Annotated in this window: 13 protein-coding genes; 8 read left to right on the forward strand and 5 right to left on the reverse strand. The window is 67.3% G+C overall.

Annotated features, from left to right (window positions below; genetic code table 11):
• Positions 1-76: 76 nt before the first annotated feature.
• Complete coding sequence (locus E4487_RS17200) at positions 77-976, reverse strand: LysR family transcriptional regulator (RefSeq protein ID WP_047585990.1); 900 nt, start codon at positions 974-976, stop codon at positions 77-79.
• 51 nt (positions 977-1,027) lie between these two features.
• Positions 1,028-2,914 (reverse strand): DEAD/DEAH box helicase, encoded by a 1,887-nt coding sequence (locus tag E4487_RS17205; RefSeq protein ID WP_175253942.1) that lies wholly within the window; start codon positions 2,912-2,914, stop codon positions 1,028-1,030.
• 149 nt (positions 2,915-3,063) lie between these two features.
• Between E4487_RS17205 and E4487_RS17210 the strand changes: the two genes are divergently transcribed.
• Entirely contained in the window at positions 3,064-3,957 is an 894-nt protein-coding gene (locus tag E4487_RS17210) for a DMT family transporter (RefSeq protein ID WP_150609916.1), read from the forward strand.
• On the opposite strand, the gene mnmC is transcribed toward E4487_RS17210, so the two are convergent.
• Positions 3,954-5,915 carry a bifunctional tRNA (5-methylaminomethyl-2-thiouridine)(34)-methyltransferase MnmD/FAD-dependent 5-carboxymethylaminomethyl-2-thiouridine(34) oxidoreductase MnmC gene (gene mnmC, locus E4487_RS17215; protein ID WP_150609914.1) on the reverse strand — a complete coding sequence of 654 codons (1,962 nt, stop codon included), beginning with the start codon at positions 5,913-5,915 and terminating at the stop codon, positions 3,954-3,956. The genes E4487_RS17210 and mnmC overlap by 4 nt on opposite strands.
• A 145-nt stretch (positions 5,916-6,060) precedes the next feature.
• On the opposite strand from mnmC, the gene pap reads away from it, so the two are divergent.
• The 7 genes from pap (at position 6,061) to E4487_RS17250 (ending at position 15,035) form a co-directional block, all read left to right on the forward strand.
• Positions 6,061-7,548: a polyphosphate:AMP phosphotransferase gene (gene pap / locus E4487_RS17220; protein ID WP_175253943.1), complete on the forward strand. Its 1,488-nt coding sequence runs from the start codon at positions 6,061-6,063 to the stop codon at positions 7,546-7,548.
• Between the two features lie 790 nt (positions 7,549-8,338).
• Complete coding sequence (locus tag E4487_RS17225; RefSeq protein ID WP_175253944.1) at positions 8,339-9,526, forward strand: thiolase family protein; 1,188 nt, start codon at positions 8,339-8,341, stop codon at positions 9,524-9,526.
• Between the two features lie 147 nt (positions 9,527-9,673).
• The gene (locus tag E4487_RS17230; RefSeq protein WP_175253945.1) at positions 9,674-10,294 is read left to right on the forward strand and encodes a LysE family translocator; all 621 of its coding nucleotides are present in this window, start codon (positions 9,674-9,676) and stop codon (positions 10,292-10,294) included.
• Positions 10,295-10,357: 63 nt separating this feature from the next.
• Positions 10,358-11,281, forward strand: coding sequence for a LysR family transcriptional regulator (locus E4487_RS17235; RefSeq protein WP_175253946.1), 924 nt, complete (start codon positions 10,358-10,360; stop codon positions 11,279-11,281).
• On the forward strand, positions 11,278-12,168 hold the full coding sequence (locus E4487_RS17240; protein ID WP_175253947.1) for a LysR family transcriptional regulator: 891 nt from the start codon (positions 11,278-11,280) through the stop codon (positions 12,166-12,168). The genes E4487_RS17235 and E4487_RS17240 overlap by 4 nt, the downstream gene beginning before the upstream one ends.
• A gap of 144 nt (positions 12,169-12,312) precedes the next feature.
• On the forward strand, positions 12,313-12,939 hold the full coding sequence (locus tag E4487_RS17245; protein ID WP_152488847.1) for a glutathione S-transferase family protein: 627 nt from the start codon (positions 12,313-12,315) through the stop codon (positions 12,937-12,939).
• 50 nt (positions 12,940-12,989) lie between these two features.
• Entirely contained in the window at positions 12,990-15,035 is a 2,046-nt protein-coding gene (locus E4487_RS17250) for a pyridoxamine 5'-phosphate oxidase family protein (protein ID WP_175253948.1), read from the forward strand.
• A gap of 19 nt (positions 15,036-15,054) precedes the next feature.
• Here E4487_RS17250 and E4487_RS17255 read toward each other — a convergent pair whose 3' ends face one another.
• Positions 15,055-16,011: a diguanylate cyclase domain-containing protein gene (locus E4487_RS17255; RefSeq protein WP_257229446.1), complete on the reverse strand. Its 957-nt coding sequence runs from the start codon at positions 16,009-16,011 to the stop codon at positions 15,055-15,057.
• A gap of 1 nt (position 16,012) precedes the next feature.
• Positions 16,013-20,413, reverse strand: coding sequence for a CHASE domain-containing protein (locus tag E4487_RS17260; protein ID WP_175254016.1), 4,401 nt, complete (start codon positions 20,411-20,413; stop codon positions 16,013-16,015).
• Positions 20,414-20,476: the final 63 nt, after the last annotated feature.

Here is a 20,476-nt window from a genome sequence, read left to right on the forward strand (position 1 = left end):
GCAAGAGTAGGGGGCCGGCTGGCTACGGAGAATCCACCGTTCGAGCAACAGTGCGTTGCGTGGCGTGCAACGCCGCTCAGCCCTGCAGCAGGCCTTGCAGGAATGCGCTGAAGGCGGCGATCCGCCTGGAGCCCCGATGGTTCGGCAGGTACAGCAGGTGGATGGTGCCTTCGTGAGGCCCGGGTGCCACTTCGTAGTCCGGTAGCAGGCGCTGCAGCTGCCCCTGGGCCACGTCGTCGCGCACCAGCCAGTCCGACAGCAGCGCCACGCCCTGACCCGTCAGGGCCGCCTGGCGCAGGATATCGGCGTTGTTGCTGCGCAGGCGTCCCGTGACCGGCACCTGCAAGGTCGCGCCGTCCTGCTCGAAGCGCCAGTAGTGCGCCGGGCTGCCGTAGTCGTATTGCAGGCAGGCATGGGCCTGGAGCGCACTCGGATGCGTGATCGGCGGGGTGCGCGCCAGGTACTCCGGGCTCGCCACCAGCCAGCGGCGGAAGCGGCCAACCTGCTGGCTGATCACGTCATCGCTGACGATGGATGATCCCAGGCGCAGGGCCAGGTCGATGCGTTCGCTGAGCAGATCGACCACCTCGTCGGTCACGCGCAGGGTCAGCTCCAGTCGCGGGTGGCGCTCGAGCAGTTCGCCCAGGTGTGGCGCGATCAGGCGGCGGGCGAATTCCACCGGCACGCTCACCGCCAGGCGACCGCGTACCTCGTCGTCCTTGTCGGCCACCGCGGCGTCGGCCTCGTCGAGGGCGTCGAGTATGGCCAGGGCGCGTTCGAAGTAGTCCCGCCCGGCTTCACTGACGCTGACCTGGCGTGTGTTGCGGTTGAGCAGCACGCAGCCCAGCTCCTGCTCCAGCGCGTTGACCGCGCGGGTCACCGACGAGGTGGCCAGCCCCAGCTGCCGTGCAGCAGCGGAAAAGCCGCCACAGCGAACGGTGGTGACGAAGGTGCGCAGCGCCAGCAGCTTGTCCATCGAGTGCCCCGGTTGAGAATGTCCGCTGTCAGCTTGCGCGATTGCCAGGCACTAAGCCAGGCATTGTGTGGCGCCCTGTGCCTTGCGCGTGTACCACAGCACCCGGCTGACGCCACGGGTGATGGCCACGTAGGCCAGGCGCCGCGCCTCGTCCTGCATGGCCTGGTCGTAACTGCCGGTGAAGAAGCCGCACTGGGCGTAGAGGGCATTGCGCAGCGGGTGTTTCTCCACGGGCAGGCAGTCGTCGAGGATGATCGCCACCTCGGCCTGCAGGCCCTTGGCTCGGTGGATGGTCAGCGCTCTTACCGGCAAGGCCTTGTCGAGCTGCGCCCGGACCTGCTGCAGCGGCTCGTTGCGACGGCTGAGCAGCAGCACGGCGGTGCGGTCGGCGCCGGGGCGGCTGGCGACATGCGCGCACTGCGCGCGGATTTCGTCGAGCAGGCGCGGCAGGCCGTTGCCCAGGTCGAAGCGCTGGATCAGCTTCACGCCGTGGTCGCCCGGCTGCATGGCCTTGGCCGCGACGCAGGTCTTGGCCTGCTTGCTGCGGACCTCGGCGAGCACTTTCTCGGCGTCGCGCAGCACCGGCTCGATGCTGCGGTAGTTGGTGCCCATCAGCAGGGTGGTGCTCTTGCCACGGCCACGGCTGGGGAAGTGCCGGTCGAAGTCGATGAACAGCTCCGGTGAGCTGCCGCGCCAGCCGTAGATCGACTGCCAGTCATCGCCGATGGCCATCAGGCTGATGCGCTCGCCTGCGCCGTTCAGGCGGCGATGCACGGCCTGCAGCCACAGCACGATCTGCGGCGAGATGTCCTGGAATTCGTCGATCAGCAGGTGGCCCAGGGCGAGCAGGGCCGGCCCCGGCTTGCCGGCATCGGCACGTTGCAGGCGCTCGCTGAGTTGCGCGAAGGCGCCGTTGAAGCTGATCAGTCCCTGGCGGTGCAACAGGGCGGTGAAATGCTCCTGGAAACGCTGCATGGCCTCGATGAAGTCCCGTTCGCGCGCCGCGCATTGCAGTGTCTTCACGTCCAGGTGGTCGAGGCGGATACCCAGGCTGGCGGCGAAGTCGATCTGCCCGTACAGCAGCTCGAACAGGGGCAGGGTGGCGAATTCGCCGGGCAGCTTGCAGGCGTCCAGCGGCGCCTTGGCGGTTCTGCCCTGCGTCTCCTGTGGCGCGGGTAGCTTGAGCAGGCGATGACAGAGAAGGCGAAAGCGCGCGTCCTCGGCATAGGCGCTCTGGTAGGCCTGCTTGAGCAGGCGCTGCTGGGCCGGGCGCAAGCGTGCACCGGTCAGCGGGTTGTCCGGCTCCGTGGCGGGCTCGTCGAGCTGCTCGAACCAGCGGGGGCTGCCCAGTTGCTCCTTGGCCAGTGCCGCCATGGCTGCATGAAAGGTACGCACGCACTGGCGGGCATCCTGTCCGTACCGCCAGAAGTCGAGCAGGCGCTGCAGGCGCTCGCGCAGTTCGCTGCACGAGGCGTTGGTGAAGGAGATCACCGTCAGCCGCTGCGGGTCGATCTGCAGGTGGCAGAGCATGAACACCACGCGCAGCACCAGGGTGCTCGACTTGCCCGAGCCGGCGCCGGCGAAGATGCGCGTCAGCGGGGCGCGGCACAGAATCATCGCCCACTGTTCGTCCGACGGTGCGCCGATCAGCCCGGCGCCGACGGCCTGGGCCACCCGCTCGCGCATGGCCTGCACCTGCGCCTCTTCGATCTTCAGGCGGGTGGCGGGGTAGATGCCGGCCGGGCCAGGCTTGCTCCTGGCCGCCTTGCCGCTGCTGCTCTTCTTGCCTCCGCTGGCTTTCTTGCGCGCCTGCTTGCGCGCCGGCTTGCGCGGTTGTGCGGCCTCACGCTCGGCGCGCAGGTAGGCGGTGGTGCGGGGGAAGTAGCGGGCGAGGGCGCTGGACAGCAACTGTTTGTAGCGGGCGACGGCAGAGAGCATGCAGTGAGAACGACTTGTCTGGCAAAAGCCGCATGATAAAGCCTTGGGCGCGATGGCAGGCAGTGATGGCGCAGCGATAAATGCGCAACTTTGTGCAAGCACGAGACCAGCGCTGCTTCCAGACTGTACGCAGTCTTGGGAGAAACTCGATGAACCTGTCGCTCTACCTGCTTACCGTACTGATCTGGGGCACCACCTGGATCGCCATCAAACTCCAGGTCGGCGAGGTGGCGCTTGCCGCCTCCATCGCCTACCGCTTCGCCCTGGCCTCGCTGGTGCTGTTCGTCATGCTCTGGCTCAGCGGGCGCCTGCAGCCGCTGGATCGCCGCGCCCAGGGGATCTGCGTGGTGCAGGGGCTGTGCCTGTTCTGCCTCAACTTCCTGTGCTTCTACACCGCCAGTCAGTGGATTCCCAGTGGCCTGATCGCGGTGATCTTCTCCACCGCGACCCTGTGGAACGCGATCAATGCGCGGCTGTTCTTCAAGCAGCGCATCGCCAGCAACGTGTTGCTGGGTGGCGCCCTTGGCCTGGGCGGGCTGGGACTGCTGTTCTGGCCCGAACTGGCCGGCCACCAGGCCACCCGGGAAAGCCTGCTGGGCATTGGCCTGGCGCTGTGCGGCACGCTGTTCTTCTCGGCCGGCAACATGCTCTCCAGCCTGCAGCAGAAGGCCGGCCTCAAGCCGCTGACCACCAACGCCTGGGGCATGCTCTACGGCGCCCTGATGCTGGTGCTGATCTGCCTGGTCAGCGGCACGCCGTTCGCGTTCGACTGGAGCCTGCGCTACGTCGGTTCGCTGCTGTACCTGGCGATTCCCGGATCGGTGATCGGTTTCACCGCCTACCTGACCCTGGTCGGGCGCATGGGGCCGGAGCGCGCGGCCTACTGCACCGTGCTGTTTCCGGTGGTGGCGCTGAATATCTCGGTGTTCGCCGAAGGCTACCAGTGGACGGCCCCGGCGCTGCTCGGCCTGGGCCTGGTGATGCTGGGCAACGTGCTGGTGTTTCGCAAACCCCGGCCGGTGCTGACGCAGGCCCGCGCCTAGGTGCCGCGAATCAGCTTGCGCAGCATGAAGCGATTGGGGTGGCTGGCCTCGGCCACTTCGCGCGGCACCGGCAAGGGCTCGCCGTTCAGCCAGGCGGCGATCAGCTCGCCTGACAGCGGCGCCGTGATCAGCCCGCGCGAGCCATGGCCGCTGTTGATGTACAGGCCGGGCAGCCAGGGGCAGGGTGCGTCCGGCACCTGGCGGGCGTCCCTGGCCAACACGGCATAGGCCTCGGCGAAGGCCGACTGCTCGGCCAGTGGCCCGACCAGCGGCAGGTAGTCCGGGCTGGTGCAGCGGAAGGCGGCGCGGCCCTGCAGCGTGGCCGGATCGAGCGCCGGCGCACCCAGACGCTGGCTGAGGTCCGTGGAGATTTCCTCCAGCAGCGCCAGGTTGCCGGCGTGTTCGGCGACGCTGGGCGTGAGGTCGTCACTGTGAAAGTCGAAGCTGGCGCCGAGGGTGTGTTCCCCCTCTCGCGGCGGGGCGACGTAGCCTTCGGCGCAGACCACCGTGCGCAGCGCGCGGCTGGCGTCGCTGGCCGGCAGGCGGCTGATCTGCCCGCGAATGCGCTTGAGCGGCAGGTTCGCGGCCGGCAGCAAGCGGCCTATCTCGGCGGCGCAGGCCAGCACCACGACAGGCGCCTCGGCCAGCACGCCGCTGGCCCCGCTGACCTGCCAGCGGTCAGCCTGGCGCTGCAGGCCCAGCGCCTCGCGGTAGGTCTGCAGGCTGATCAGCGGGTGCTGCACCAGGTGCCGGCACAGCGCCGGCGGGTGCACCCAGCCGGCATCGGGGTAGAACAGACCACCGGCGGGCAGGGCGACAGCGGCGCGCTGCTCGGCTTCGGCCTGGCTCAACGGCTGCAGCAGGTCGGCGGGGAAGGCGGCGGCCAGTTTGCCTTGGCGTTCGCCTTCCTTGGCGTCGAAGGCCAGCTGCAGCACGCCGCAGGCATCCCAGTCCTGGCCGCGCTGCAGGCGTTCGAGCAGGCGCCGGGTGTGGCCGAAACCGGCGACGATCAGGCGCGACAGCGATGTGCCATGGGCCGAGAGCTTGAGGTAGAGCACGCCCTGCGGATTGCCCGAGGCCTCGCGGGCGACGTCGTCCTGGCGTTCCAGCAGGGTCACCCGCCAGCCGCGCGCGGCCAGGCTGGCTGCCGTGGCACAGCCGGCCAGGCCGGCGCCGATGACCACGGCATGGCGTTCGGCGCTGGGCGGCTCGGGGCGGGCGAACCAGGGCGCGACGCCCTGGCGGTGGGTGTGCTGGAAAGGCCCGGCGAGCATCTCGCGCTTGTGGCCGAAACCCTTGACGCGAACCATGGCGAAGCCGGCTTCGATCAGCCCGCGGCGGACGAACCCCGCACTGGTGAAGGTGGCCAGGGTGGCGCCGGGTGCGGACAGCCGGGCCAGTTCGGCGAACAGCTCTGGCGTCCACATCTCCGGGTTCTTCGCCGGGGCGAAGCCATCGAGGAACCAGGCGTCGACCTGTGCGTCGAGCTGCGGCAGGCAGTCGAGCACGTCGCCGATCATCAGCGTCAGCACCACGCGGCCGCCGTCGAGCAGCAGGCGCTGGAAACCCGGATGGATTGCCCGGTACTGCGCCAGCAGCGGCGTGGCGAAGGGCGCCAGTTCCGGCCACAGGGCCAGGGCGCGCTGCAGGTCGGCGGCGCTCAGCGGGAATTTCTCGACGCTGACGAAATGCAGGCGGGCATCGGCCGGCGCGTGTTCGGCGAAGGCCTGCCAGGCGCAGAGAAAGTTCAGCCCGGTGCCGAAGCCGGTCTCGCCGATCACCAGGCTGCCGCCGGCCGGCAGGGCCTGGCAGCGCTCGCTGATACGGTTGTGGGCGAGGAACACGTGGCGGGTTTCCTCCAGGCCGTTGGCGCGGGAGAAGTACACGTCGCCATAGCTGCGTGACAGCGGCTGGCCGTGTTCGTCCCAGTCGAGCTGGGCGTTGTGCAGATCGGGCATGACGGGGTTCCGGGCAGAGCAGGCGGCGATTCTACCCGTTGTGCAGGGTGTTTTCCCGGCTCAGGTCAAGTCGCGACACTTCGGCGTCAGGCAAAGTCGCGGCCTATCCGTTAGGCTGTCATGACCATTCCAGGGAGGTCACTGCATGTTCGAATCCGCCGAAATCGGCCGCACCATCGACAAGGCCACGTTCGACGCCGAAGAGCCGGCGTTGCGCGAGGCGTTGCTGGAAGCGCAGTACGAGCTGAAGCAGCAGGCGCGCTTTCCGGTGATCGTGCTGATCAACGGTGTCGAAGGGGCCGGCAAGGGCGAGACGGTCAAGCTGCTCAACGAGTGGATGGACCCACGGCTGATCCAGGTCAGCACCTTCGACCTGCAGACCGACGAGGAGCTGGCGCGTCCGCCGGCCTGGCGCTACTGGCGTCAGCTTCCGCCCAAGGGGCGCATGGGCGTGTTCTTCGGCAACTGGTACAGCCAGATGCTGCAGGGGCGGGTACATGGGCGTTTCAAGGATGCCGTGCTGGACCAGGCCATCGACGGTGCCGAGCGCCTGGAGCGCATGCTCTGCGACGAGGGGGCGCTGATCTTCAAGTTCTGGTTTCACCTGTCCAAGAAACAGATGAAATCGCGCCTCGAAGCGCTCAAGGACGATCCGCTGCACAGCTGGCGGATCAGCCCGCTGGACTGGCAGCAGTCGAAGACCTACGACAAGTTCGTGCGCTACGGCGAGCGCATCCTGCGTCGTACCAGCCGCGACTACGCGCCTTGGTACGTGGTCGAGGGCGTCGACCACTACTACCGCAGCCTGACCGTCGGACGCATCCTCCTCGAAGGCCTGCAGGCGGCGCTGGCCAGCCCGCAGGGGACGAAGTTGCAGCCGCACGCCGCGCCGCTGATCTCCAGCCTGGACAATCGCGGCCTGCTGGCCAGCCTGGACATGACCCAGGCACTCGGCAAGGACGACTACAAGGAACAGCTGGCCACCGAGCAGGCGCGTCTGTCCGGCCTGATGCGCGACAAGCGCATGCGCAAGCACGCCCTGCTCGCGGTGTTCGAAGGCAACGACGCGGCGGGCAAGGGGGGCGCGATTCGCCGGGTCACCGGCGCCCTGGACCCGCGCCAGTACCGCATCGTGCCGGTGGCCGCACCGACCGAGGAGGAGCGAGCGCAACCCTATCTGTGGCGGTTCTGGCGGCACATCCCCGCGCGCGGGCACTTCACCATCTTCGACCGCAGCTGGTACGGCCGCGTGCTGGTGGAGCGGGTCGAGGGCTTCTGCAGCGAAGGCGACTGGCTGCGCGCCTATGGCGAGATCAACGACTTCGAGGAAGAGCTGACCAGCGCCGGGGTGATCCTGGTGAAGTTCTGGCTGGCCATCGACCAGCAGACGCAGTTGCAGCGCTTCAAGGAGCGCGAGCAGATCCCGTTCAAGCGCTTCAAGATCACCGAGGAAGACTGGCGCAACCGCGACAAGTGGGATGACTACGCCGATGCGGTGGGCGACATGGTCGACCGCACCAGCACCGAGATCGCCCCCTGGACGCTGATCGAGGCCAACGACAAGCGCTTCGCCCGGGTCAAGGTCCTGCGCACCCTCAACGAGGCCATCGAGGCGGCTTTCGCCAGGGACTGATGCCTGTCGCGGCTGAAGCCCCTCCCACGGTTTCCGTGCGCATCGGCAGGCGCGCTGCGCATGGGCCGGAATGGTGGGGCGTCTGTAGGTACGCATTGGCAGGAACGGCGGAGTGTCTGTGGGAGCGGCTTCAGCCGCGATGCTTTTGATCGTCACGGGTGCCATATGGGCGACGGGGCCTGGCAAGTGCATCGGGCGGCCTTCGCCGCAGGCTCAGGCGCTATCGCGGCTAAAGCCGCTCCTACGGGTTGGTGTATATCGACCGGAACGGTGGATCGTCTGTAGGCGCGCATCGGCAGGCGCGCTGCGCATCTGTGGGAGCGGCTTCAGCCGCGATGCTTTTGATCGTCACGGGCGCCATCTGGGCGACGGGGCCTGGCAAGTGCATCGGGCGGCCTTCGCCGGAGGCTCAGGCGCTATCGCGGCTAAAGCCGCTCCTACGGGATCGTGCGTATCGGCCGGGACGTGGAGCGTCTGTAGGTGTGCATCGGCCGGAATGGTGGGGCGTCTGTAGCTACGCATCGGCAGGAACGGCGGAGTGCCTGTGGGAGCGGCTTCAGCCGCGATGCTTTTGATCGTCACGGGTGCCACCTGGGCGACAGGGCCTGGCGATGCTCTTGAACAGCGCAACTACCATCCGGGCTGGCCAGTCCCGGGCCATGCTTTCGGTCGAGCGGGCCTCGCCCCTGGTCCCATCGACCCGTATACGCCAGATCAATGATGGTCGCTTCCCGACAGTGGCTGGATTTATCTTCGGTGCATTCGCCATCCAATAACAACGAGGTGCGTCATGCGTGAAGTGGTGATCGTCGACAGCGTACGGACTGGCCTGGCCAAGTCCTTCCGCGGCAAGTTCAATATGACCCGGCCGGACGACATGGCCGCCCATTGCGTCGATGCCCTGCTGGTGCGCAACGGCATCGACCCGAAACTGGTCGATGACTGCATCGTCGGGGCGGGCTCCAACGAGGGCGCGCAGGGCATGAACATCGGTCGCAACGTCGCGGCACTCTCGCGCCTGGGCAATCCGGTGGCGGGCATGACGCTCAACCGCTTCTGTTCCTCCGGCCTGCAGGCCATCGCCATCGCCGCCAACCAGGTGGCGTCCGGCTGCAGCGAGATCATCGTCGCTGGTGGCGTCGAGTCCATCACCATGACCCTGAAAAGCATGAACATGGACAACCTGTTCAATCCGCTGTTGCAGCAGGACAACCCCGGCATCTACTACCCCATGGGCAAGACCGCCGAGATCGTGGCCAGCCGTTATGGCGTGACCCGCGAGGCGCAGGACGCCTATGCCCTGCAGAGCCAGCAGCGTACCGCGCGTGCCCAGGCCGCAGGCCTGTATGCCGACGAGATCGTGCCGATGGCGGTGAAGTACCAGGTCGAAGACAAGGCCACGGGCGAGAAGCGGATCGTCGACGGCGTGGTCGAGGCGGATGACTGCAACCGCCCGGACACCACCCTGGAATCCCTGGCCAAGCTGCAACCGGCGTTCGATCCGGCCGGCAGCGTGACGGCCGGCAACGCTTCGCAGCTCTCCGATGGCGCCTCCATGACCCTGGTGATGAGCCTGGACAAGGCCCTGGAGCTGGGCCTCACGCCCAAGGCGTACTTCCGTGGCTTCACCGTTGCCGGTTGCGAGCCGGACGAGATGGGCATCGGCCCGGTGTATTCGGTAACCAAGCTGCTCGCGGCCAAGGGCCTGAGCGTGGCCGACATCGACCTGTGGGAACTGAACGAGGCCTTCGCTTCGCAGTGCCTGTACTGCCGCGACACCCTGGGCATCGACAACGACAAGTACAACGTCAATGGCGGCTCCATCTCCATCGGCCATCCCTTCGGCATGACCGGCTCGCGCCAGGTCGGCCACCTGGTGCGTGAACTGCAGCGGCGTGAGCTGCGCTACGGCATCGTCACCATGTGCGTCGGCGGCGGCATGGGCGCCACCGGGCTGTTCGAGGCGTATCGCGGCTGACGAGGCGCTGTTCGGCGCCCGTGTCGCCACGGGCGTCGGAAACGCTGGGCAAGGCGTGCCCTCGGCGCCTGCCGCGTCGGCTTATTTTTTCCTGCCTGCGCTGCCTATAATCGGCCTCCGTCAGCCCCAGCCTGCGAGTCGCCGTCGATGCCCTTTGCCGAGAACCTGATCGCCTTCACCCTGGCAGCCAGCCTGCTGACCCTCACGCCGGGCATCGACACGGCGCTGGTGCTGCGTACGGCTGCCGTCGAGGGGCGGCAGCAGGCCTTGCGCGCCGCCCTCGGCATCAATGCCGGCTGCCTGCTCTGGGGCGCGGCGGTGGCCTTCGGGCTGGGTGCGCTGCTGGCCGTCTCCGAGTTTGCCTATAACCTCCTCAAGTACTGCGGCGCGGCTTATCTGGCCTGGCTCGGGCTGAACATGCTGGTGCGCCCGCGCACCTCGCTGGCAGCGGCGCAGGCCTCCGGCACGCCCGGCGCCAACTGGTTCCTGCGCGGTCTGCTGGGCAATGTGCTCAACCCCAAGGTGGGCATCTTCTACGTGTCCTTCCTGCCGCAGTTCATTCCGCACGGGCAGCCGCTGATTGCCTGGACCTTCGCCCTGGTGGGCATCCACGTGGCGCTCAGCCTGGTCTGGGTGCTGCTGCTGATCGGCGCGACCCGGCCGCTCGGCCACTGGCTGCGCCGTGAGCAGGTGATCAAGTGGATGGATCGCGGCACCGGCCTGGTGTTCGTGCTGTTCGCTGCACGTCTGGCCCTGAGCCGACGCTGAGTCCTGCCACGGCGGCGGCATGCTTTACTCTGTGCCGGCACAACAGACGACCAGGCGGTGACGATGGATCGGTTTCAGGAAATGAGGGTGCTGCTGGCGGTGACCGAAGCCGAGAGCTTCGCCGGTGGCGCCAAGCTGCTGGGCATCTCGCCACCCAGCGTGACCCGTGCCGTCGCGGCACTGGAGGCACGTCTGGGCACGCTGTTGCTGGCCCGCAGCACGCGCAGCTTGCGCCTGACCGAGGCCGGCCAGCGGTATGTCGAGGACTGCCGGCGCATCCTGCTCGAACTGGAGGAGGCCGAAGAGCTGGCAGCCGGTGGCAGCGTGCGGCCGCGTGGCCGGCTGACGGTGACGGCACCGGTGATGTTCGGCGAGCTGTTCCTGATTCCACGCATCGCCCAGTACCTCGATCTGTACCCGGAGGTGGAGATCAACGCGCTGCTGGTCGACCGCGTGGTGAACATGATGGAGGAGGGCATCGACATCGCCGTGCGCATCGGCTCGTTGCCCGAGGGCGATCACCCGGCACTGCAGGTCGGGCAGGTGCGCCAGGTGCTGTGCGCGTCCCCGGCGTTCCTCGATCGTGTCGGGCGGCCACGCCATCCGGATGAGCTGCGCAGCGCGCCCATCGTCATGCCCAGTGGCAGCGGGCTGCTCAGTCACTGGCAGTTCAGCGCGGCGGACGGCACCTTCGGTTTCACCCCCACACCGCGTTTCACCGTCAACTCCAACCAGGCGGCGATCAGTGCGGCGCGCCTGGGCTGGGGCTACACCCGTGTGCTGTCCTATCAGGTCGCGGCGGCGGTGGCCCGTGGCGAGGTCGAACTGGTGCTGGAGGCCTTCGAGCCGCCTGCGCTGCCGGTGCACATCATTCATCAGGGCGGCCGCCAGGTCTCGGCCAAGGTGCGTGCCTTCGTCGACTACTGCGCGGCGAGCTTCCGTGCCGACCCGGCCTTGCGGGCGGCCGGCCAGCCACCGGCGGCATGAACCCGTACCGCGAGATGCAGGTGTTTCTCGCCGTCGTTCAGGCGGGAAGCCTGGCCGCTGCCGCGCGGCAGTTGCAGCTGTCGCCGGCCAGCGTGATGCGCAGCATCGCCGCGCTGGAACGGCGCCTGGACAGCAGGCTGCTGCTGCGTGGGCCGCGTGGCGTCAGCCCGAGCGCGGCCGGTGAGGGTTTCGCCGAGCGCTGCGAGGGCATCCTCCTGCGCGTGGCAGAGGCCGAGCGCTCCGTCTCGGGGCTGCACGCGAACCCGGCCGGGCATCTGCAGGTGGCGCTGCCGTTGCTGATGATCCATCAGGTGCTGACGCCCATCGCCCTGGGTTATCTGGCCGCGTTTCCCGACGTCAGCCTGACCACCCTGGCGCGTGAAGAGCTGCCACGGCTGGTGGAAGAGGGCGTCGACCTGGCGCTGGTGGTCGGCCACCTGCCCAGCTCGTCCGGCTTCGCCGTGCCGCTGGGCCAGGTGCGGCCGCTGGTCTGCGCGGCGCCGGACTACCTGCAGCGCCGGGGCCGGCCGGACACTCCGCAGGCCTTGCACGCGCATCGCATCATCGCCACGTCCTCGACGGGGCATGTCGCCGACTGGCGCTTCGCCAACCAGCAGACGAAGCTTGCGCCGCGCCTGGTCTGCAATACCGCGCAGGCCGCGATTCGGGCGGCCGTTTCCGGCTTCGGCCTGACGCGCTGCCTCAGCTACGAGGTCGATCAGGAGTTGCGCAGTGGTCAGCTGCAGACGGTGCTGGACGACTTCGCCGCCGCGCCCCTGCCGGTGCAGCTGTACTACCGCGAAGGGCGCCGGGCTGCCGCGCGGGTGCGCAGTTTTCTCGATTTCGTGGTGCCGCGCCTGCGTGCCCACCCGGCATTCCGGGCCTGAGCGACTGCTTGATTGCAGAAAGTGAAATAGTGGATTGCCTTGGATGGGGATTCTTTTCATCGATGGATGAGGTGAACATGGCCCCATCGTCGCGAAGGCAAGTCGTCTCGCGGTGACCTTAGCCAACTCCAAGGAGTCATCGCCATGTCCCGTCCCGCTATCAAGCTGTACAACTTTCCCCGTTCCGGCCATGCCCACCGCGCCGAGCTGATGCTCTCGCTGCTGCAACTGCCAACCGAGCTGATCTTCGTCGATCTGGCCAAGGGCGAGCACAAGACGCCAGAGTTCCTCGCGCTCAACCCCTTCGGCCAGGTACCGGTGATCGATGACGGCGGCACCATCATCAGTGACTCCAACGCCATTCTCCTGTACCTGGCCACGCGTTATGGCAATGACGACTGGCTGCCCAAGGAGCCTGCCGCCGCCGCCCGCGTACAGCGCTGGTTGTCGGTGGCCGCCGGCCAGGTGGCCTTCGGCCCGGCTGCTGCGCGTCTGGTCACGGTATTCGGTTACGCCTTCAACAGCGAAGAGGTGATCAATCGCGCCCATGCCCTGTTCAAGATCATGGAAGGCGAGTTGAGCGACACCCCGTTCCTCACCGGTGACAAGCCGAGCATCGCCGACGTCGCCAACTACTCCTACATCGCTCACGCGCCGGAAGGCAACGTGTCGCTGGAGCCCTACCCGAATATCCGTGCCTGGCTGGCGCGCATCGAGGCGCTGCCGGGTTTCGTGCCCATGCCGCGTACCGCTGCCGGTCTGCAGGCCTGATCCACGCCCGCTGCCGGGTTACCGGCAGCACCTCTGAAGGAGGGCGCAACATGCAACAGCTCCCCAGTCACCGGCACTCGCCCTGGCATGCAGGTGAAAGGCAATTGCAGGAGAAGGTGGGCGTCGCCGAGCGCATGGAAGTGCTCGGGCAGAAGGTGATTCGCGACTATATGCCGGATCAGCATCGCGAGTTCTATCACCAGTTGCCCTTCATGATCGCCGCTGCCGTCGACGGCTCGGGCCAGCCCTGGGCGACGCTGATCGAGGGCGAGGAGGGCTTCGTCACCTCGCCCGATCCACGCAGCCTGTCGTTCGATCTCGACGCCATGGCGCTCGATCCACTCGACCCGGCCACCGCCGGCCTCGCTGCCGGCGAGGCCATCGGCCTGCTCGGCATCGAGCTGCACACGCGCCGGCGCAACCGTATCAACGGGCATATCCAGCGGGCCTCGGCGCAGCGCCTGGAGATCAGCGTGGAGCATTCCTTCGGCAACTGCCCGCAGTACATCCAGCTGCGCCACTACCAGCGGGTGCCCGAGGGGCGGGCCAGCGAGCGCCTGGATGCGCACGAGCTGGATGCGCGCAGCGCCGCGATGATCGCCAGCGCCGATACCTTCTTCGTGGCCAGTTACGTCGAACACGACGATGGCCGGCGCTCGGTGGACGTTTCTCACCGTGGCGGGCGCGCCGGTTTCGTGCGCGTGCAGGGCAATCGCCTGACCATCCCGGACTACGCCGGCAACCTGCACTTCAACACTCTGGGCAACCTCAGCGTCAACCCGCGGGCCGGTCTGCTGTTCGTCGATTTCAGCAGCGGTGACGTGCTGCAGCTGGCCGGGCGTGCCGAGATCATTCTCGACAGCCCGCTGATCAGGTTGTTCGAGGGTGCCGAACGGCTGTGGACCTTCGATGTCGAGCAGGTGGTCCTGCGTCCTGCGGCGGCGTCGCTGCGCTGGGCGTTCGAAGCCTACGCACCGACCAGCCTGATGACCGGCACCTGGGCGCAGGCCGACGCACGGCTGCGCGAGCGCGAGCAGCGCAACGCCTGGCAGCGCTGGCGCGTAAGCAGCGTGCAGCAGGAGAGCGCCGATATCCGCTCACTGGTGCTGGCACCCGAACTGGGCGATGCGCCACGCTTCGCCGCGGGCCAGCATCTGCCGATCCGGATCACCCGCGCCGATGGGCAGCAACTGCTGCGCACCTACAGCCTGTCCAGCGCGCCATCGGATGCTCACCTGCGTATCAGCGTCAAGGCACAGGGCCAGGTTTCCAGGCACCTGCACGAGCAGGTCCGGGTCGGCGACCTGCTCGACGTACGGCCACCGCTGGGCAGTTTCACCCTCGATAGCGACAGCCCCCGTCCCGTGGTGCTGATCGGTGCCGGCGTCGGCATCACGCCACTGCTGTCGATGCTGCGCGAGCAGGTGGCGCTGGGGCAGGGCAAGCGCATCCATTTCTTCCAGGGCGCACGTTGCCTGCGCGACCTGCCGTTCCAGGCCGAACTGCGTGAACTGCAGCAACGTGGCAAGGGGCTGTTGCACGTTCACCGCGCATTGAGCGCGCCAGAGGCCGATGCCGAGCTGGGACGTGACTACGAACAGCAGGGGCGGATCGATCTGCAGCAGATCAAGCACGCGCTGTCGTTCGATGACTACGACTTCTACCTGTGCGGGCCGGCGGCCTTCACTCAGACGATCTACGACGGCTTGCGCGACCTCAATGTGGCCGATGAGCGCATCCATGCCGAGGCGTTCGGCCCCTCGACGCTGACACGCCGCCAGGCCGGAGGGGCCAGTGAACCGGCCCAGCCGCCTGCGGCGAGCGAGCCGGTGCCGGTGTACTTCACCGCCTCGGCCAAGGAGGCCCGTTGGACACCGGGCAGCGGCAGCCTGCTGGAACTGGCGGAGAGCCGCGGGCTGACGCCTGAGTTCAGTTGCCGTGGCGGTTCCTGCGGTACCTGCAAGACGCGGCTGGTCAGCGGTGCGGTGCACTACCCGAATCCGCCGGCACAGCTGCCGGAGGGCGATAGCGTGTTGATCTGCTGCGCGGTGCCGGCTGCCAGCGAAGAGCGCCAGAGCCTGGTGCTGGACCTCTGAGCGAGGCCCCGGGCGCCTGTCAGGCCTCGCTGCTCATTCTCACGGGCGAGGTGTAGGTCTTGCTGCAGATGCGATCGCGTCCCTCGGCCTTGGCCCTGTACAGCTGCTCGTCGGCCCAGTTCAGGTGCTGCTCCACGCTGGCGCCAGCGTTCGGCGGCAGGGTCGCACTGCCGATGGACAGGGTCAGGACAGTGGCCACGTCCGAACTGCCGTGTTCGATGGCCAGGCGCCTGATGGCTTCCTGCAGGCGTTCGGCTACCTGGCGCGCGCCGGCTTCGTCGGTATCCGGCAGCAGGGCGGCGAACTCCTCGCCACCGAAGCGCGCGACGAGGTCATAGGGACGGTTCAGGGTGTTGGCCAGCGCCTGGGCGACGTCACGCAGGCACTGGTCGCCGCGCAGGTGTCCGTACTGGTCGTTGTAGCGCTTGAAGTAGTCGACATCGATCATCAGCAGCGACAGCGGCTTCTGCTCGCGCTGGGCCTGCGCTCTGGCCGCGTCGAAGCGCTCGTCGAAGCCACGGCGGTTGAGAATGCTGGTCAGGCCGTCGATCAGGGCCATCTGACGCAGGTAGTCGCCTTGCAGTTTCAGGCGCAGGTGGTTGATCACGCGAGCGCGGACCACCAGCGCGTTGAAGGGCTTGCGGATGTAATCCACCGCGCCGAGCTCGAAGCCCGTGGCTTCATCGTCCTCATGGCTCTTGCCGGTGACGAAGATGATCGGGATCTCGCTGGTTTCGGGATTGGCCTTGAGGCGCCGACAGACTTCGTAGCCGTCCATGCCGGGCATGACCACGTCGAGCAGGATCAGGTCAGGGCGCAGTTCACGGCTGATGGTCAGTGCCTGTTCGCCATGGGTGGCCATGAAGACATCGCACTCGGGACGAAACAGCTCGTGCAGAACCCGGATGTTGATTGGCTGGTCATCGACCACCAGCAGTTTTGGGCGTCCATGGAAAAACGGTTTCAGGCGCTCCAAATCAATCCCCTATGGCAGAGTGCTGTAAATCTTGAAGCAATCGCTTGGCTCGCTCGAAGTCAAGGGAGGTCACGGCCTGACGCAGCGCATCGAACAGGCTGTCGAGATGTTGTGGTGCATGGGCAGCGAGTGCCTGCACGGTCTCCAGCGCTGCAAGGTTGCCCGTATCGAGTTGTACCTTAAGCGCTTCCACCTCCTGCGTCCACAATCCAGTGGTTGCTGGCGCGGCTGGGCTGGCCGGCTCCTCGGGGATGGCGAACATCGCCTGCAGACGGGCGTGGCTCTCCTGCAGCGACTGCTTGAGCTCGCTCAGCCAGTCATCGTCGCCATAGGCGCTGTCCGGGGTCTGGGCGAAACGCCGTTCCAGCTCGGCGAATCGGGCGGACAGTTCCATGGCGCCCATGGTGCCGGAAGTGCCCTTGAGGGTATGCAGGTCCTTGAGCATGGCCGGCAGATCACGTGCCTGCCGGTGCGCCTCCAGTTGCGTCAGCTGCTTGTTCAGTTCGTCCGGGAGCAGGACCAGCATCGAGCGCAGCAGGTTCAGGTTGCCGCCGAAGCGCTTGAGGATGGCTTCGGCACCTTCCACTTTGCCCGGCGGCTGCGGGGCGCTCGCGGCAGCGTCGTCGAGGCCGCACCAGGTGCGGATCACGGCGACCAGCTTTTCGATGTCGATGGGCTTGCCCACATGGTCGTTCATCCCGGCCGCAAGGCAGGAGTCGCGGTCGCTGTTCGACGCGTTGGCGGTCATGGCGATGATGGGTTGTGCCGGCTGCCCCGACTGCTGGCGGATGCGTCGCGTCGCCTCCAGCCCGTCGATATCGGGCATCTGGATGTCCATGAGAATGGCGTCGAATGGCGGCTCGCTGCCCAGCGCCAGTTCGACACCCTGCAGACCACCTTCCGCCAGGCTGACCTCGGCACCTTCGCCGATCAGCAGTTCACGCGCCACCTGACGGTTGAGGGCGTTGTCCTCGACCACCAGCAGGCGCAGGCCCTGCAGGCGCTGGCCCAGCTTGTAGCCCGGAACGGGCAGGGCGCGACTGTCGCCGTGACGTGCGCTGAGGATGCTGGCGATCAGCTGGCGTGGGGTCACCGGTTTGGTGAGGAAGCCGGCGAACGGGGCGTCGGCCTCGCTGTAGCGATCGGCCAGGACCTCGCGGCCATGGGCGGTGATCATGATCACCGTGGGCGGTGTGCGCTCGTTCCGCCCCTGTGCCCGCAGGCGCTGGGCCGCTTCCAGGCCGTCCATGCCCGGCATGCGCCAGTCCATCAGCACGATGTCGTAGGGCGGCTCGGCCCGCTGCACCTGGTCCAGCGCCTCCTGGCCACCGACCGCAGTGTCGGCCAGCCAGCCCAGGCTGTGCGCCGTCTGCTGCAACAATTGCCGGGCCAGCGCGTTGTCATCGACGATCAGCAGGCGCAGGCTCTCCGACCGGTCCGCCGGCTCGGCCAGCAGATTCGCCTGCGCGCCAATGCCAAGCTCGATCTCGAACCAGAAGCGGCTGCCTTCACCCTGGCGGCTCTCCACCTGCAGCTCGCCGCCCATCAGCTCCACCAGGCGCTTGCAGATCACCAGGCCCAGCCCGGTGCCGCCGTAGCGCCGGGTAGTCGATGCCTCGGCCTGGGTGAAACCGTCGAAGATGCGCTGCAGCTGCGCCTCGCTGATGCCGATGCCGGTGTCGCTGACGGCGATCCGCAGGCGCACCTGGTGCGGCGAACGCGCCACCTGATGCAGGCTGACGACCACCTGGCCGGATTCGGTGAACTTCAGCGCATTGCCGGACAGGTTGATCAGCACCTGCTGCAGGCGCAGGCTGTCGCCGCAGAGCACGTCCGGCAGCGAGGTGTCGACATCGAACATCACCTCGATGTCCTTGTCGCCCTGATTGCCGGCCAGTACCACCGCCAGGTCGCTGAGCATGGGTTCCAGCTCGAAGTCGTGGAGGTCCAGCTGCAGCTTGCCGACCTCGATCTTCGAGTAATCGAGAATGTCGTTGAGCAGGCCCAGCAGCGAGTGAGCCGCTCCCTGGGCCTTGAGGATGTAGTCGAGCTGGCGCGGGTTGAGTTCGGTCGCCTGCACCAGCTGCAGCATGCCCAGTACCGCGTTCATGGGCGTGCGAATCTCATGGCTCATGTTGGCCAGGAAGGCGCTTTTCGCCGCGCTGGCGGCATCGGCCTGTTCCTTGGCGTGGCGCAGACGTGATTCGAGCTGCAGTTGGGCGGTGATGTCGCGGTTGATACCCGTCACCTTCGCCGGCCGGCCCATGGCGTCGTACTCGACGTGGGCGCCGGCCTGGATATGCAACACCTGGCCATCGGGCCTGACGATGCGGAACACCACGTCGAAGGTCGAAACCCGGGCGAGGGCCTCCTGCAGGCTGGCCTCCATGGCGGCGCGATCCTCCGGGTGGATGCGTGCCTGCCAGTGCCCATAGCTGAGGCCTTGCTCGCGCTGCGACAGTGGGTAGTCGTAGAGCTCGAACATCCGCTCGTTCCACTGCAGCTGGTCATCGCCCGGGATCCAGGACCAGATGCCCAGCTCGGCCACCTCGGCTGCCATGGCCACCTGATCCCGCGCGGCGAGCGCTTCGCGGCGCAGCCGCTGTTCTTCGGAGAGGTCGAGCGCGATGCCCAGGTAGCCGGTCAGCTGTCCGCCGGTGTCGCGCATGGCGGTCACCATCAGCGTCACGGCAAGCCTGGAACCGTCCTTGCGGATATAGGACCACTCGCGGCTCTCCGCGCCCTCCAGCTCCGACTTGTGCACGAAGACGCGAAAACCGCTGATCGGCTGGCCGTATTCCTCGCTCAGTTCGCGGCTGCGCGCCTCCACCTCCTCGGGCAGGTGGAACACCGCCGGCTTCTGCTTGCCGATCATCTCCTCGGCGCTGTAGCCCAGCAGGCGTTCCGCGCCGCGATTGAACACGCGGATGGTGCCTTCCAGGTCGGTGGCGATGATCGATACCTCGGAGGCCGACTCCAGTACGTTGTTCAGCAGCAGGTTGAGCTCGCTCAGCTCCTGGGTGCGTTTGCCCACCTGTTCTTCGAGGCTGGCGTTGAGTTCGAGAATGCGTGCCTCGGCGGCTTTCTGCGCCGAGATGTCGCGCACGGTCTTCGACAGGCCGGTCAATACGCCACTGGCATCGATCAGCGGGGAGATCGAAGCGGAAACGTCCACCAGGCTGCCGTCCTTGCGATGCCGCTGGGTATCGAAGTTGCCGATCGGCTTGCTGGCCGCAACGTTGGCGAGGATGTTTCGTTCTTCCTGAAAAAGGGCTTCGGGCACGATCAGTTCGATCAGCGTATGGCCGATGGCCTCCTGCGCGGTGTAGCCGAAGATCCGTTCTGCGCCGTGGTTCCAGCTGATCACCGTGCCATCGAGTGACTGACCGATGATGCCGTCGCTGGAGCTTTCCACGATCGCGGCGGAGCGTGCCTGTTCGGCGAGGATCTGCCGATGGCGCTGGCGATTGACCAGCAGCACGCCGGCGAGGCTCGCCAGCAGTAGGCTGACCAGGCTGCCGACCAGCATCACCAGGCGCGGCGAGGCCTGGTGCAGGCCGGCGACGAAACCGGGGTGGGCCAGCAGTTCGACCTGCCAGTCGCGCCCGTAGATATGCCGTGATACCGCATGCCGAGCGATGACAGGGGCATCGTCGCTGGCTTCGCTGGCGTAGAAATCGACGACATGCCCGGCGTCGGTGACGTCGCTCAGCTGTAGCTGCAGGCCGTCGTTGCTCAGTTTCAGGCCTTGCAGGACCTCTTCGGTCAGCAGCGGGGCGTAGCTCCAGCCGATGCCCTTGGCCATGCGCTCCTCGACGCTGTCCGGGGTGACGGCACCGCGATAGATCGGCAGCAGGATAAGGAAGGATTGCAGGGGATTGCCGGTCGCCTGCACCAGGGTGATGGGCCCGGTGATACGCACCTCGCCGCTGGTCAGTGCGGCGAGCGCTGCGCTGCGGCGGTTGTTTTCCGAGGCGATGTCCAGGCCGACGGCGGGGAGATTCTGCTCGACCGGCTCGATGTACTGGATGATGAAGCGCTCGCCATCGTGTGGCGTCAGCTGGCGAATCTCGAAACCGGGCATGTCGTCGGCGCGGGCCTGGGCGATGAAGCGCTCCTGTTCCGCTGCCGGCACCCGCCGGATGAAGCCGAAACCACGGGCGCCGGGAAACTCGCGGTCGACGTCGCGCGTCTTGCTGTAGCTGAGGAAGCGTTTGCGGGTGATGCCGCCGTCACCGCTGGCCAGCACGGCTCCGCGTGCCCCGCGCAGGCCGTACTGATAGAGCTCGATGCGCTTGGTGACGACATCCGCGGCGCGCTCCGTGGCTTTGGCGAGTTCATCGCGGGCCTGTTTTTCGTTGGCCTGATGCACCCAACCGGCCACCAGCGCGGTAGCGGCCATGCCCGTTGCGAAAGTCAGCAGGACGATCAGTCTCAATGTGGTTTCTTCTTTTCTGCGAGGTGA

The organism is Pseudomonas sp. BMW13 (assembly GCF_013357275.1).
Classification (GTDB): Bacteria; Pseudomonadota; Gammaproteobacteria; order Pseudomonadales; family Pseudomonadaceae; genus Aquipseudomonas; species Aquipseudomonas khazarica.

Bases quoted from the DNA above. Each gene is read 5' to 3' on its own strand.
- mnmC (WP_150609914.1), bottom strand. From the start codon at position 5,915: ATGCCCGATCTGCACAACGCCCAGCTCGACTGGGACGAACACGGCCAG.
- E4487_RS17200 (WP_047585990.1), bottom strand. From the start codon at position 976: ATGGACAAGCTGCTGGCGCTGCGCACCTTCGTCACCACCGTTCGCTGT.
- E4487_RS17210 (WP_150609916.1), top strand. From the start codon at position 3,064: ATGAACCTGTCGCTCTACCTGCTTACCGTACTGATCTGGGGCACCACC.
- E4487_RS17250 (WP_175253948.1), top strand. From the start codon at position 12,990: ATGCAACAGCTCCCCAGTCACCGGCACTCGCCCTGGCATGCAGGTGAA.
- E4487_RS17240 (WP_175253947.1), top strand. From the start codon at position 11,278: ATGAACCCGTACCGCGAGATGCAGGTGTTTCTCGCCGTCGTTCAGGCG.
- E4487_RS17235 (WP_175253946.1), top strand. From the start codon at position 10,358: ATGGATCGGTTTCAGGAAATGAGGGTGCTGCTGGCGGTGACCGAAGCC.
- pap (WP_175253943.1), top strand. From the start codon at position 6,061: ATGTTCGAATCCGCCGAAATCGGCCGCACCATCGACAAGGCCACGTTC.
- E4487_RS17225 (WP_175253944.1), top strand. From the start codon at position 8,339: ATGCGTGAAGTGGTGATCGTCGACAGCGTACGGACTGGCCTGGCCAAG.
- E4487_RS17245 (WP_152488847.1), top strand. From the start codon at position 12,313: ATGTCCCGTCCCGCTATCAAGCTGTACAACTTTCCCCGTTCCGGCCAT.
- E4487_RS17205 (WP_175253942.1), bottom strand. From the start codon at position 2,914: ATGCTCTCTGCCGTCGCCCGCTACAAACAGTTGCTGTCCAGCGCCCTC.
- E4487_RS17230 (WP_175253945.1), top strand. From the start codon at position 9,674: ATGCCCTTTGCCGAGAACCTGATCGCCTTCACCCTGGCAGCCAGCCTG.
- E4487_RS17260 (WP_175254016.1), bottom strand. From the start codon at position 20,413: ATGGCCGCTACCGCGCTGGTGGCCGGTTGGGTGCATCAGGCCAACGAA.